Source organism: Pseudomonas sp. BIGb0164 (assembly GCF_024810135.1).
GTDB lineage: Bacteria > Pseudomonadota > Gammaproteobacteria > Pseudomonadales > Pseudomonadaceae > Aquipseudomonas.
In genome coordinates, this window is record NZ_JANUEA010000003.1 from 357,975 (window position 1) to 372,323 (window position 14,349).

14 protein-coding genes are annotated in these 14,349 nt (G+C 61.0%); 8 read left to right on the plus strand and 6 right to left on the minus strand.

Annotated elements, in window-relative coordinates; translation table 11 throughout:
* Positions 1-47: 47 nt before the first annotated feature.
* Together argA and argE are read right to left on the minus strand one after the other, a co-directional pair.
* Positions 48-1,349, minus strand: coding sequence for an amino-acid N-acetyltransferase (gene argA, locus M2394_RS09485; RefSeq protein WP_178919967.1), 1,302 nt, complete (start codon positions 1,347-1,349; stop codon positions 48-50).
* 135 nt (positions 1,350-1,484) lie between these two features.
* Entirely contained in the window at positions 1,485-2,633 is a 1,149-nt protein-coding gene (gene argE / locus M2394_RS09490; RefSeq protein WP_178919966.1) for an acetylornithine deacetylase, read from the minus strand.
* A 158-nt stretch (positions 2,634-2,791) separates the two neighbouring features.
* On the opposite strand from argE, the gene M2394_RS09495 reads away from it, so the two are divergent.
* Positions 2,792-4,159 (plus strand): inorganic triphosphatase, encoded by a 1,368-nt coding sequence (locus M2394_RS09495; RefSeq protein WP_259172338.1) that lies wholly within the window; start codon positions 2,792-2,794, stop codon positions 4,157-4,159.
* A gap of 101 nt (positions 4,160-4,260) precedes the next feature.
* Here M2394_RS09495 and M2394_RS09500 read toward each other — a convergent pair whose 3' ends face one another.
* Positions 4,261-4,731, minus strand: a complete 471-nt coding sequence (locus M2394_RS09500) for an Lrp/AsnC family transcriptional regulator (protein ID WP_007928270.1) — start codon at positions 4,729-4,731, stop codon at positions 4,261-4,263.
* Positions 4,732-4,858: 127 nt separating this feature from the next.
* Here M2394_RS09500 and M2394_RS09505 point away from each other — a divergent pair, with 127 nt between their 5' ends.
* The 7 genes from M2394_RS09505 (at position 4,859) to M2394_RS09535 (ending at position 10,953) form a co-directional block, all read left to right on the plus strand.
* Positions 4,859-5,197, plus strand: a complete 339-nt coding sequence (locus tag M2394_RS09505) for a hypothetical protein (protein WP_259172339.1) — start codon at positions 4,859-4,861, stop codon at positions 5,195-5,197.
* An 85-nt stretch (positions 5,198-5,282) separates the two neighbouring features.
* Entirely contained in the window at positions 5,283-6,968 is a 1,686-nt protein-coding gene (locus tag M2394_RS09510) for a GspE/PulE family protein (RefSeq protein ID WP_259172340.1), read from the plus strand.
* A gap of 77 nt (positions 6,969-7,045) precedes the next feature.
* Positions 7,046-7,966 (plus strand): SPFH domain-containing protein, encoded by a 921-nt coding sequence (locus M2394_RS09515; protein ID WP_065902324.1) that lies wholly within the window; start codon positions 7,046-7,048, stop codon positions 7,964-7,966.
* A 4-nt stretch (positions 7,967-7,970) separates the two neighbouring features.
* Positions 7,971-8,417, plus strand: a complete 447-nt coding sequence (locus M2394_RS09520) for an NfeD family protein (protein WP_176996853.1) — start codon at positions 7,971-7,973, stop codon at positions 8,415-8,417.
* Between the two features lie 69 nt (positions 8,418-8,486).
* Entirely contained in the window at positions 8,487-8,801 is a 315-nt protein-coding gene (locus tag M2394_RS09525; RefSeq protein ID WP_003176799.1) for a DUF2388 domain-containing protein, read from the plus strand.
* A gap of 187 nt (positions 8,802-8,988) precedes the next feature.
* Positions 8,989-9,654 (plus strand): outer membrane protein, encoded by a 666-nt coding sequence (locus tag M2394_RS09530; RefSeq protein WP_259172341.1) that lies wholly within the window; start codon positions 8,989-8,991, stop codon positions 9,652-9,654.
* 159 nt (positions 9,655-9,813) lie between these two features.
* On the plus strand, positions 9,814-10,953 hold the full coding sequence (locus M2394_RS09535; protein WP_178919961.1) for a DegT/DnrJ/EryC1/StrS aminotransferase family protein: 1,140 nt from the start codon (positions 9,814-9,816) through the stop codon (positions 10,951-10,953).
* Between the two features lie 100 nt (positions 10,954-11,053).
* Here M2394_RS09535 and gcvH read toward each other — a convergent pair whose 3' ends face one another.
* From gcvH to M2394_RS09550, 3 genes are all read right to left on the minus strand, one after another.
* Positions 11,054-11,437, minus strand: a complete 384-nt coding sequence (gcvH, locus tag M2394_RS09540) for a glycine cleavage system protein GcvH (protein WP_178919960.1) — start codon at positions 11,435-11,437, stop codon at positions 11,054-11,056.
* A gap of 53 nt (positions 11,438-11,490) precedes the next feature.
* A complete protein-coding gene (gcvT, locus tag M2394_RS09545; RefSeq protein WP_259172342.1) occupies positions 11,491-12,573 on the minus strand; it encodes a glycine cleavage system aminomethyltransferase GcvT in 1,083 nt (360 codons plus the stop codon).
* Positions 12,574-12,729: 156 nt separating this feature from the next.
* Entirely contained in the window at positions 12,730-14,346 is a 1,617-nt protein-coding gene (locus M2394_RS09550; RefSeq protein WP_259172343.1) for an iron ABC transporter permease, read from the minus strand.
* Between the last annotated feature and the right edge of the window lie 3 nt (positions 14,347-14,349).

Genomic DNA, 14,349 nt, shown 5'->3' on the forward strand with positions numbered 1-14,349 from the left:
TGTATCGCAGGCAAGCCAGCTCCCACAAAAACCTGCCCTGCTATTAGTTACAGCGCCTTTTCGAAAATCTTCGAGTTACGCTGGTAGTTGTACAGCGACGCCCGCGCCGACGGCAGGCGGTCCACGCTGCTCGGTTCAAAACCGCGCTCACGGAACCAGTGGGCAGTACGGGTGGTGAGGACAAACAAGGTCTTCAAACCCTGCGCCCGCGCCCGGGTCTCGATGCGTTCCAGCAACACATCACCCCGCGCACCATGACGGTACTCCGGGTTGACCGCCAGGCACGCCAGCTCGCCCGCATCCGAATCCGCGATCTGGTACAGCGCCGCGCAAGCGATGATCATGCCCTCGCGCTCCACCACGCTGAACTGTTCGATCTCACGCTCCAGCACTTCCCGCGAGCGGCGCACCAGGATGCCCTGCTCTTCCAGCGGGCTGATCAGGTCGAGCAAACCACCGACGTCTTCAATCGCCGCTTCGCGCACCTGCTCGAATTGTTCCTGGGCCACCAGCGTACCGCCGCCGTCCCGGGTAAACAGCTCGGTGAGCAAGGCGCCGTCTTCGGCGTAGCTCACGATGTGGCTGCGCCCAACCCCGCCCCGGCATGCCTCTGCGGCTGCATCGAGCAATTCGGCCTGATAGTTACTTTTGCCCAGGCGCTGCAGATGCGCTGGCACTTGTTGCGGGCGCAGTTCGCGCACCAGGCGGCCATGCTCATCGATCAGGCCCAGATCGGCGCCGAATAGCAGCAGTTTGTCGGCGCCCAGGTCGATGGCGGCGCGCGTGGCGACGTCTTCGCAAGCCAGGTTGAATATCTCGCCAGTGGGCGAGTAACCCAGGGGCGACAACAGCACGATGGAGCGCTCGTCCAGCAGGCGGTTGATGCCCTTGCGGTCGACCCGGCGCACTTCGCCGGTGTGGTGGTAGTCCACCCCTTCGAGCACACCGATTGGCCGTGCGGTCACCAGGTTGCCGCTGGCTACCCGCAGGCGCGAGCCCTGCATCGGCGAGGAAGCCATGTCCATGGACAGGCGCGCTTCAATGGCAATGCGCAAGTGGCCGACTGCGTCGATCACACACTCCAGCGTTGCAGCATCGGTGATGCGCAAGCCTTCGTGGTAAGCCGGGGTGAGGCCACGCGCTTCAAGACGGGTTTCGATCTGTGGGCGTGAACCATGGACCAGCACCAGCCGCACGCCCAGGCTGTGGAGCAGCACCAGGTCGTGGACGATATTGCCGAAGTTGGGGTGTTCCACACCGTCGCCCGGGAGCATGACCACAAAGGTGCAGTCGCGGTGGGCATTGATGTAGGGCGAAGCGTGACGAAGCCAATTTACGTAGTCGGGCATAACACCTGGGCCTGTAATAAAAAGCAGCCGAAAAAGGATGAATCATGAAAGCGCACAGCGGGCTGATGGTTATCGTCGGAACAGGCTTGGCGACACGCTCGCTCTCCTTCTATGTACGAATGGGCAGGGGTTAAATTACGCAGGTTTCAGGCAGTAGTGTTCGATCAGTTCCCGCAATAGACGCACTGTAGGCGTCAAGCGTGACATTTCGAGGTACTCGCCCGGCTGATGGGCGCAGGCGATATCGCCGGGGCCCAGCACCAGGGTTTCACACCCGAGGCGCTGAAGATAAGGCGCTTCGGTTCCGAACGCTACTGCTTCGGCACGATGACCGGTCAAACGTTCGGCCACCCGCACCAGTTCGGCGTCTTCGGGTTGTTCGAACGGCGGCACTTCGGGGAACAACGGCGCGTAATCGATCTTGACCTGATGACGCTCGGCCAGGGGTTGCAGCTTCTGCCGGATTGCATCGCGCAGCACCTGGGGGTCCATGCCCGGCAGGGGGCGCAGGTCGAATTCCAGGGAACACTGGCCGCAGATGCGGTTGGGATTGTCGCCACCGTGGATGCAGCCAAAGTTCATGGTCGGCTGGGGCACACTGAATTGCGGGTTGCGGTACTCGCGTTGCCAGGCCAGGCGCAGGCCGCGCAGTTCGCCAATGGCGTCGTGCATAGCCTCAAGTGCGCTGTGGCCCAGGCTCGGATCCGACGAATGGCCACTTTGGCCCAGGATGTCGATACGTTCCATCATCACACCTTTGTGCAGGCGGATCGGCTTGAGGCCGGTGGGCTCGCCAATCACAGCCGCACGCCCCAGTGGCCGACCGGCTTCGGCCAGCGCACGGGCGCCGGACATGGAGCTTTCTTCATCACAGGTAGCGAGGATCAACAGCGGCTGCTTGAACGGTTGGTCCAGCAGCGGCAACACCGCTTCGATGGCCAGGGCGAAAAAGCCCTTCATGTCGCAACTGCCCAGCCCTACCCAGCGGCCGTCAACTTCCGTCAGCTTGAGCGGGTCGGTCTTCCACAATGCGGCGTCATACGGAACCGTATCGCTGTGACCTGCCAACACCAACCCGCCCGGGCCACTGCCGAAGCTGGCGAGCAGGTTGAATTTGCCGGGGCTGACTTGCTGGATGTCGATGGCAAACCCCAGGTCCCCCAGCCAACCGGCGAGCAAATCGATCACCGGGCGGTTGGTCTGGTCGAGAGACGCCTGGGTGCAACTGACCGACGGCGCAGCAATCAGCGCGGCGAACTGCTCTTTCATGGACGGTAATGGCATGCGCGGTCTCTCAACTTCCCGGATGAGCCCCACTATAGAGCCATCTGCATGACACAATAAACCGTTGCGGCGCGTTGCCGGGCTCAGTCCTGTACACTGCACGACCTTGGCAGCCACTCTTTTCCCCGGCTGCGCTCCCGATCCTGGATGTTCCGGCCATGCAAAAAGAAACCGAAATCAAGCTCCGCGTCAGCCGCGAGACCCTCGCCGCGCTGCGTGAGCACCCGCTCCTGAAAAAACGCAACAAAAGTGGCTGGGAACGCCGTGAGTTGATGAACCAGTATTTCGACACCCCCGAGCGCGACCTGGCCCAGGCCAAAGTCGCCCTGCGCCTGCGCAAGGACGGTGACGACATCATCCAGACCCTCAAGACCCGTGGCCAGAGCGTCGCCGGCTTGTCGGAACGCAACGAGTACAACTGGGACCTGCCCAAAGCCAAGCTCGACGTGAAGAAACTTGACGGCGAATGCTGGCCCGAGCAACTGGCCGACCTGGACAAAAAGACCCTCAAGCCGATCTTCACCACCGACTTCGTGCGTGAGCGCGCGGAAATCGCCTGGGGCCGCGGCAAGGCCAAGGTGGTCATCGAAGCAGCCCTGGACCTGGGCCACGTGGTGGTCGGCAAGCAGAAAGAAGAAATCTGCGAACTGGAACTGGAACTGCGCGAAGGCGAACCGGCTGCCCTGCTGGAACTGGCCGCCGAGCTGGCCGCCACCCTGGCCCTGATGCCATGTGACATCAGCAAAGCCGAGCGCGGCTATCGCCTGTACGACGCCAGCAGCTATTCCCTGAGCCTGCCGGCGCCTGAACTGCACGCCGAAATGCCTTTGGACGACGCGTTTGCCGCCATCCTCTGGCACCTGCTCGGCAGCAGCCAGCGCCTGGCCGAGCAATACCGCTTCAATGGCCACTGGCGCCTGCTGAAGGACTGGGTCGACAACCTCGGCGAACTGCGTGCCCTGATCGGCAGCCTCGGCCAGGCCGCCCCTCGCCAATCCACCAGCGAACTGCGCAGCGCACTGGATGCCCTGCTGGAAGACTGGCGCCCGCTGGTGCAAGCCGGTGACGACGACGAAGACATCCGCAAAGCCGCGCCCGAGCAATTCATCGAAGAACTGGACGATGTGCGTTGGGGCCTGTTCTCACTGAATGCGTCCCGCTGGTTGCTGGCCCGTGCCTGGACCGCCGACCGCAGCGTGCGCGGCAATCGCCAGGGCGCGGCACAAATCACCAACTGGTTGCCACGCCTGCTGGCTGACGACGCCGTCGCCCTGCAACTGCCGCGTTACCAGCAGCAGCCGGAAGACCTGGCCGAACAACTGCCGCGTATCGAACGCATCCAGGCCTGGCTGCACCATGCGCGCCATGTGGTGGACATTCCAGAGCTGGACCGTTTGTACGGCGAGCTGAACAAGTTGGCGCAACTGGCCAACCAACTGATCACCGATGAGTCGCTGGATGCGCGGATGCATCAGGCGATTGCGGTGTATCAGAACCGGGCGTGGAAGACTTTGTTGCGTCTGTAAGGACGCCATCGCGGGCGAGCCCGCTCCCACCTTGACCGTGTTCCAACTCTGGAATGCAGTCAAATGTGGGAGCGGGCTTGCCCGCGAAGAGGCCCTCACTGTCAGCGCAATACTGGCAGGCTAGTGGTGGACTTGATCTCCGACAACGCCACAATCGAATTGACCTCCTGAATCCCCGGCACCATCGACAGCTTCTCGAAGAAGAATCGCTCGTACGCCTCAATGTCCGCCGTCACGATGCGCAGCAAAAAATCCACCGCCCCCATCAGCACATAACACTCCAGCACTTCCGGAAAACCGCGAATCGCCTCGGTGAACTCCGTGAAGTTGGACCGACCGTGGGCGTTGAGTTTGACCTCGGCGAAGATCTGCGTGTTGAGGCCGATCTTCTTGCGATCCAGCAAGGTGACCTGGCCACGGATCACCCCCTCTTCCTTGAGCCGCTGGATACGGCGCCAGCATGGCGATTGAGACAAGCCCACCTGCTCGGCGATCTGCGCACTGGACAGCGAGGCGTCCTCTTGCAGCAGGGCCAGGATGCGACGGTCGTAGGCGTCCAACTCACTGTGCATAAAAATACCTTTTATTTAACATATTATGAATTGGATGATTCAAACATCCGCCAATATCGCCGATCTTAGATAAGAAATCTCCCACGCCAAATGCAAAAATTTCTCCAATCGAATCTGGAGAGTCAGCATGCACGGCGTCGAAACCATCCACCCCGCCACCCGCGTCGATGCGTGGGCCGTCAACAGCGCGCATTGCCAGGCGCATTACCGCATCGTCGCCGAAGCTGAGCCGGACGTGCTGTGCCGCGTGCTCAACTACTTTGCGCTGCAGTTTCTGACACCCAGCCAGGTCCAGGTGAACCGCGAGGACGACCTACTGAGCGTGGATATCGTGATGAATGGCCTGAGTTGGCACCGGGCCCAGGTGATCGGTGAAAAGATTCGAAACGTGATCAGCGTGTGCAGTCTGGAACTGTGGGCAGCTGATTCCGTGGAGCCTCAAGAGCGGGTGGCCGTCGCGCTGTAAAGGCCTGCAATACAAGCCGGGAGGCGCCGAGTCAGGGGCTGACTAGCCTGGGGTTTACGCCCCAAGCCAGCCCAGGAAACCTGCAATGCCCGTTGATCAACCTTTGGAACTGCATCGACTGTTACCCGCCCTGGTCGACAGCGGCGTGATAACGCCCGAAACCGCCCGGCAGTTGTCTGCGCAACCCGCCAGCAATGCGGTGCATCCCTTGGCGTGCATTGCCGCCCAGGGGCCTTGCCTGGAAACCCTGACGCAATGGCTTGCCCGGCATGTCGGGCAGCCTTATCTGCGCATCGACCCGTTGAAGATCGACGTGGCGACCGTGGTGCCGTTGATGTCCCACGCCTTTGCCCAACGCCATGGCATTCTCGCGGTGGCCGTGGATGCGCATACCGTCACCATCGCCAGCGCCCAACCCGGCATCACCGGCTGGGAAGCCGGCCTGGCACAGGTGCTCAAACGCTCGATCAAACGCGTGGTCGCCAACCCCCAGGACATCCAGCGCTGCATCGGCGAGTTTTACCGCTTGGCCAAGTCGGTCAGTGGCGCCGACCAGAAGACCGCTGCGCCCGGCGCTGCCGAACTGCTCAACCTTGGTGCCCTCGACAAGGAGCCGGATGCCAATGACGCGCACATCGTCAATATCGTCGACTGGCTGCTGCAGTACGCCTTCGCCCAGCGAGCCAGCGATATCCACATCGAGCCGTGCCGCGACCAGGGCCGCGTGCGTTTTCGCATCGACGGGCTGTTGCACGACGTCTACCAGTTCCCACCCCAGGTCACCATGGCCGTGGTCAGCCGCCTCAAAAGCCTGGGCCGGATGAATGTGGCAGAGAAGCGCAAACCCCAGGATGGGCGAGTCAAGACCAAGAGCCCCACGGGCACCGAGGTGGAGCTGCGCCTGTCCACCTTGCCCACGGCGTTCGGCGAAAAACTGGTGATGCGCATTTTCGACCCGCAGGTCCTGCTCAAGGGCTTTGACCAACTGGGGTTGTCTGCCGATGATCAGCAACGTTGGCACGCCATGACACGCCAGGCCAATGGCATCATCCTCGTCACCGGGCCAACGGGGTCGGGCAAGACCAGCACGCTCTACACCACACTCAGGCAACTGGCGACCCGGGAGGTCAACCTGTGCACGGTGGAAGACCCGATCGAAATGGTCGAGCCCGCCTTCAACCAGATGCAGGTGCAGCACAACATCGACCTGACCTTCGCCAGCGGCATTCGCGCGCTGCTGCGACAAGACCCGGACATCATCATGATCGGTGAGATTCGTGATCAGGAAACGGCAGAAATGGCGATCCAGGCCGCACTGACCGGGCACCTGGTGCTATCAACCCTGCACACCAACGATGCCCCCAGCGCCATCAGTCGCTTGCAGGAACTGGGCATTGCTCATTATTTGATCAAAGCTACGCTGATAGGCGTAATGGCGCAGCGGCTGGTGAGGGTCTTGTGCCCTCACTGCAAACGCGCCGTGAAAGACACTGAAGTCCATGAAGCGGTCGGGTGCATGGAGTGTCGTGACAGCGGCTACCGGGGTCGAGCCGGTCTCTATGAAATCATGGTGGTGGACGAAGCGCTCAAGGCGCTCATCACGCCCGGCGCCGACATACAGGCGCTGCGCCAGGCGGCGCTTGAACAAGGCATGTGCAGCCTGCGCATGGCCGGTATCGACAAGATGAGGGCCGGCCTCACCACCCTGGCTGAAGTATTGCGCGTAACACCTGGGGATTCAGAAACAAATCCTTTGATTGTCGGGGCATGAAACCGTTCTTATCCGTGACGAGACCGTTACAATCGGCCGAACGTCGTTTCACTGACACTTTCAGATAGGGAATCGTTATGCAGATCGGAACCGTACTGCTTCTTTTCGTGGGCCTGGCCGTGGCCATCCTGTTCATGGGCTTCAAGGTGGTGCCTCAGGGCTACCAGTGGACCGTCGAACGTTTCGGCCGCTATACCAACACCCTCAAGCCCGGTCTCAACATCATCATCCCGGTCATGGACCGCATCGGTCGCAAGATCAACGTGATGGAGAGCGTGCTGGATATTCCGCCCCAGGAAGTGATCACCGCCGACAACGCCACCGTCCAGATCGATGCGGTGTGCTTCTTCCAAGTGGTCAACACCGCCCAGGCCGCCTACGAGGTCAATAACCTCGAACATGCCATCCGTAACCTGCTGCAAACCAACATCCGTACCGTGCTGGGCTCCATGGAGCTGGACGCCATGCTCAGCCAACGCGACGGTATCAACGAAAAACTGCTGAAAACCGTGGACGAAGCCACCGCGCCGTGGGGCATCAAGATCACCCGTATCGAGATCAAGGATATCAGTCCGCCCGCCGACCTGATGGCCGCCATGTCCGGCCAGATGAAAGCCGAACGGATCAAGCGTGCACAAATCCTTGAAGCCGAAGGCCTGCGCGCCTCGGCGATCCTGACCGCCGAAGGCAAGAAGCAGGCACAGATCCTTGAGGCCGAAGGTAGCCGACAGGCGGCCTTCCTTGAATCCGAAGCCCGTGAACGCCAGGCTGAAGCGGAAGCCCGCGCGACGCAGGTGGTATCGGAGGCCATCGCGTCGGGCAACGTGCAGGCGGTCAACTACTTCGTGGCGCAGAAATACATCGACGCCTTGGGCAAACTGGCGTCGGCCAACAACAGCAAGGTCATCCTGATGCCGCTGGAAGCCAGCCAGGTGATTGGCGCCGTGGGCGGCATCGGCGAGATCGTCAAGGCCACCTTCGACAGCAAGAAAGGCTGAAGCCATGTGGGAATTCCTGCAGCACCTGTCGTTCTGGGACTGGCTGGCACTGGGCACGGTGCTGCTGATTCTGGAGGTATTCGGGGCCGGCGGTTACCTGCTGTGGATGGGCATCGCTGCCGCCGCCGTGGGCGTGATCAAGTTCCTGGTGCCGCCGCTCGGGCTGGAATGGCAACTGCTGTTGTTCGCGGTGCTGTCCATATTGACGGCGGTGTACTGGTGGAAACGCCAACGCAGCAGCGCAAAGGCCAGTGACCAACCGGGGTTGAACGAACGCGGCTCGGAGCTGGTGGGGCGCGTCTTCGTGGTGCACCAGGCGATCGTCGATGGCCGGGGCAAGATAAAAGTCGGTGATGGGGTGTGGATGGCAACCGGTCCGGACAGCCCTGTAGGCGCTCAAGTACGGGTGATTGGTCAGAATGGCGTGGTTTTAACAGTTGAAACTGTTTAGTCAGTGATGGAACTCGGCTGGGCTTACTACAATCATAAAGTACAGATAACCCACCCGGAGTCACCCATCATGCGTCTTAAATATGCTGTCGCAACCCTCGCTGTGCTTTCCCTCCCTGTCGGTTCAGCCATGGCCGACAGCTTCTGGCGCAACGTCATCTCGTCGGGTGCCACCACCGGCTCGACGTACCTGACCTTCAAGGACCACAAGCTGGTGGTCGCCGCCCAGGACGACGCCGGCAGCTTCGTTGCCAGCGACGGCGGCATTCGTGGCCCGTACTTGGAAGCAGCCATGCAAAAGGTTCGCGCCGACAACCCGGGTCTGCAGGCCACGGATATGGAGCTGGCCAACGCCATCCTCGCAAAAAACGCTGTGACCGAATAACTCGGGCTTTATAAAAAATACCGCTTTAAACAGCGGTATTTTTTTGCCTTCAATTCCTACGGTCTTCGCCGCTAAGCACTACGTAAGCGTTCCTGCTTTCGCAGCTGACTACAGAAAAGTCCTGTCGAGCCTCATCCTGCCAGGCAACAAGCTAAGGATTCCTTTTAAATAAAGCGAATCACTGCCCATGCAAAAGATTGCCTACGCGCTGCTGCTCTCTGTCTTCGCTACCCCCTACGCCCAGGCAGAAACCTGGTACGGATCAGCCAAATTCAATAACGCCCGTCAGAACCTTTCCAGTTCGCTGCTCACTAGCCCTCGCGTGACTGACCGGGTGGACGCCCCGGACAGCAGCAAGTCATTCGTGGCCTCTTTCGCCGCTGGTTATGCCTTTGAGAATGGCTGGCGACTGGAAGGGGAATACACAATGCCGAACAACTCGACATTCAAATCCTACTGGGCCCCCTTTAATGCCAACGTCAACAGCCTGCACGTCCAGAGCCAACGCTTGATGCTCAACGGCTATAAAGACATCCCGATCAACCCATGGTTGTCGTTCTACGGTATGGCCGGTGTGGGTATCGCTCGCATTGAAAGCGAAGGCTATCAAACCAACGAGACCCGTCGCTTTGCCAATAATCGCCAACACAACCTTGCCTACAGCGTAGGTATGGGGCTGGAAGCCAAGGTCAGTGAGCCAATCACACTGGGGGTTGGTTATCGTTATATCGCGATGGGCGATATTGAAACCGGCTACAACACCTTCGCAAACCGGGTGAATGCGCGGGATGAACAGCTCAAGGGTAAGCTCAAGGAACAAAATGTGTTTCTGGAAGCGCGTTACGCCTTCTGAATACCCGCTGAGAATGCCGCTGTTGAAGCGGCATTTTTTTGCCCAACCGATGACGATTCATTCACAGGTGACAGGCTATATTCAGTCGAGCCGTGTAACCATGCTGATACTGATGCGCCCCTTACTCATCGCCAATCTGAAACGGATGCCTTCGTCGTTATGAGCCAATTGCCCTTTCTGCCGTTTTCCAAACCTACCATTGATGAAGCCACCATCTCGGCGGTCGGTGATGTATTGCGCTCAGGCTGGATCACCAGCGGGCCGAAAGTGCAGGCCTTCGAGGCGCAGTTGTCGGAGTATTTTGGTGGCCGCCCGGTGCGTACCTTCAACTCGGGCACCTGCACCATGGAAATTGCGCTGCGCATTGCGGGTATCGGCCCTGGCGATGAAGTGATCACCACACCGATCTCGTGGGTTGCCACGGCCAACGTGATTCTGGAAGTGGGCGCCACGCCGGTGTTTGCCGATATCGACCCGGTTACCCGCAATATCGACCTGGCCCAGGTGGAAGCGGCGATTACCCCGCGCACCAAGGCAATCATTCCGGTGTACCTGGCCGGCCTGCCGTTGGACATGCCGATGCTTTACGCGCTGGCCAACAAGTACAACCTGCGCATCGTCGAAGACGCTGCCCAAGCCCTGGGGTCCAGCTGGGATGGCGAACGCATTGGCGCCACCGGCGACTTCGTGTCGTTCAGCTTCCAGGCCAACAAGAACATCACGTCGTCCGAAGGTGGCTGCCTGGTGCTGAATAACGCCGAAGAAGCCCGCCTGGCCGAAAAATACCGCCTGCAGGGCGTTACCCGCACCGGCTTCGATGGCCTGGACGTGGATGTGCTGGGCGGCAAGTTCAACATGACCGACATCGCTGCCGCCATTGGCCTGGGTCAGTTCGCTCATATCGAAAAGATCACCGCTCACCGCCAGAACCTGGCGCGGCACTACTTCAAATGCTTTGGCAGTGACTTCGAAGAGCAATACGGCGCGCAACTGCCGCCGGCGGACTTCGAAAACAGCAACTGGCACCTGTTTCAGCTGGTGCTGCCGGAACGCCAGGATGGCCTGCCCGCCCGTGCAACCTTCATGGAACAGATGCAAGCTCACGGCGTGGGCATCGGCTACCACTACCCGCCCATCCACCTGCTGAGCCTTTATCGGGCACAGGGGTTCAAGGAAGGCATGTTCCCGGTCGCGGAGAAGGTGGGGCGCTTGATCGTGTCATTGCCGATGTTCACGGCCATGACAGAAGCGGATGTGGAGCGGTCGGTGGCGGCCGTAAAAGCGGTATTGAAACGCTGACCCTGTAGGAGCCGGCTTGCCGGCGATGAGGCCCTCAAGCTTTGCAGCGAACCTGAGGCCGCCATCGCCGGCAAGCCGGCTCCTACAGTAGATTGCGGTGTTACTCGCCGATGGCGGCTTTGTAGCCAGCCGCATCCAGCAGTTTTTCCAGGTCAGCCGGGTTACTCGGCTTGAGCTTGAAGATCCACGCACCGTAAGGATCGGAGTTCAACAGCTCTGGCTCACCGCTCAGGGCTTCGTTCACCGCAATCACTTCGCCAGCGATTGGCGAGTAGATATCCGACGCGGCTTTCACCGATTCAACCACACCCGCCTGGTCAGCTGCGGCAAACACGTTGCCGACTTCGGTCAGCTCAACGAACACCACGTCACCCAACGCTTCCTGGGCATGGTCGGAGATACCGACGGTCACCGTGCCGTCAGCTTCCAGACGGGCCCATTCGTGACTTTCGGCAAAACGCAGGTCGGCAGGGATATCGCTCATAGTCTGTGTCCTCAAGAAGAAATGTCAGCGGCCTTTGGCCTGCCGGAAATAGGTTAGATCAAGGTTTTGCCATGGCGCACGAAGGTCGGTTTGACCACTCGAACCGGGTACCACTTGCCGCGGATTTCCACTTCGGCCCGATCGGCAGTTGCCGTCGGTACGCGCGCCAGGGCAATGGATTTGCTCAGCGTAGGAGAGAAACTACCACTGGTGATCTCCCCTTCGCCAACATTGGCGATACGAACCACCTGGTGGGCACGTAAAACCCCGCGCTCTTCCAGTACCAGCCCCACCAGTTTGAACTGCACCCCGGCCGCTTTTTCCGCTTCCAGCGCGGCACGACCAATGAAGTCTCGCTCGGCGGGTTCCCAGGCAATGCTCCAGGCCATGTTCGCCGCCAGCGGCGACACGTCCTGGTGAATGTCCTGGCCGTACAGATTCATACCGGCCTCCAGGCGCAGGGTGTCGCGCGCGCCAAGGCCGATAGGTGAAATGCCAGCCCCCACCAGGTCGTTGAAAAAACCAGGGGCCTGATCGGCAGGCAGTACAATTTCCAGGCCGTCTTCGCCGGTATAGCCCGTGCGGGCAATAAACCAGTCGCCGTCGGCCTGGCCTTCGAAAGGCTTGAGCTGGTGGATCAAGGTGCTGCGCGATTGGGTGACCAGCTCGGCAATCTTCTGCCGGGCGTGAGGGCCTTGAATGGCGAGCATGGCCAATTCGGGCCGCTCATGCAATTGCGCCTGGTAGCTGCCCAGTTGCGCCTGCATCCAGGCCATGTCCTGGTCGCGGGTGGCCGCGTTGACCACCAGCCGGTAACCGTCGTCGGTTCGGTAGACGATCATGTCGTCCACCACGCCGCCCCGCTCGTTGAGCATGGCGCTGTAGAGCGCACGGCCGCAGCCATGCAAACGATCCACATCATTGGCCAGCAAGTGCTGGAGCCATTCCTTGGCCTGGGGGCCTGTGATATCGATCACGGTCATATGAGATACATCGAACACCCCGCAGTCGCGTCGCACCTGATGGTGCTCTTCAACTTGCGAGCCGTAATGCAGAGGCATATCCCAACCGCCAAAATCGACCATTTTCGCGCCGAGGGCGAGATGCAGGTCATACAGAGGCGTACGCTGTCCCATGGGTTTCTCCTTCCGGGCTTGGCGAAGGTGCGCAGAGTTGCCATTTGCGCTGGAGACCTTGAATTACAAGGCCCGCAGCCACACACAGCGACTCGATCCGAAAGACGGACCGCACCGAATGCCGCGCATTGTAGCCGCAAGCCGTAGGACTGGCACCTAACCGATTTGCCGTGCGGAGCGACGGATCAGCCCGATCACTGGCAACAGGCCCACCAACACCAGCGTCAACGCCGGCAGCGAAGCCCTTGCCCACTCGCCTTCGCTGGTCATTTCAAAGATACGAACCGCCAAGGTGTCCCAGCCGAATGGGCGCATCAGCAAGGTGGCGGGCATTTCCTTGAGCACGTCCACGAACACCAGCAACGCGGCGCTCAGGGTCCCCGGCAGCAATAACGGCAGATACACTTTGCAAAACAGTCGTGGCCCGCTCACGCCAAGGCTGCGCGCGGCTTCCGGTAATGACGGCCGGATGCGCGCCAGGCTGTTTTCCAGCGGCCCATAGGCCACCGCCAGGAAGCGCACCAGATACGCCAGCAACAGCGCTGAGAGGCTGCCCAGCAGCAACGGCTTGCCGGCACCCCCGAGCCAACCCGACAACGGCACCACCAGCTCGCGATCCAGGTAGCTGAACGCCAGCATGATCGACACCGCAAGCACCGAGCCCGGCAACGCATAGCCGACGTTGGCCAGGCTGATACCGGAGCGGATCGCCCGGGTCGGTGCCAGCCGGTTGGCAAAGGCCAGTATCAACGCCACGCTGACCGTGATCAGCGCGGCGATGCCGCCCAGGTACAGGGTGTGAAGGATCAGGCCCGAATAGCGCTCATCCAGATCGAACCTGCCGCGCTGCCAGAACCAGGCGACCAATTGCACCATCGGGATGATAAAGGCGCAGGCGAACACCAGGCCGCACCAGGTGCTCGCGGCAGCGGCCTTGAACCCGCGCAGGTGATACAACGCCTTGCCCCGTGGCCGCTCGTTGCTCGGCCGGCTGGCTCCTCGTGCACGGCGCTCGCCATAGAGCACCAGCATCACCACCAGCAGCAGCAGGCTGGCCAACTGCGCTGCACTCGACAGGCTGAAAAAGCCGTACCAGGTCTTGTAGATCGCCGTGGTGAACGTATCGAAATTGAACACCGAGACCGCGCCGAAATCCGCCAGAGTCTCCATCAGGGCCAAGGCCACGCCAGCTCCGATGGCGGGTCGCGCCATGGGCAAGGCCACGTGCCAGAACGCTCGCCACGGTGATTGCCCGAGCACCCGTGCCGCTTCCATCAAGCCTTTGCCCTGGGCCAGGAACGCCGTGCGCGCCAGCAGGTAGACATAGGGGTAAAACACCAGCACCAGCACGATGATCACGCCACTGGTGGAGCGCACCCGTGGCAGGCGCAGGCCTGTGCCGAACCATTCGCGCAGCAGGGTTTGCACGGGGCCGGCAAAATCCAGCAGGCCGACGAAGACAAACGCCAGCACATAGGCCGGGATGGCGAACGGCAGCATCAGCGCCCAATCGAGCCAGCGTCGCCCGGGGAATTCGCAAAGGCTGGTGAGCCAGGCCAGGCTCACGCCGAGGAGGGTCACACCGACGCCGACGCCAAGTACCAACGTCAGGGTGTTGCCCAGCAGGCGCGGCATCTGGGTGTCCCAGAGGTGGGACCAGATTTGCGCATCGATACTTTGCCAAGACAGCAACAGCACACTCAGCGGCAGCAGCACCAGGGCGGCGACGGTGAAGACCGGCAGGTACCAGCGGCGTTGGGCGGGGTGGGCCAAAGT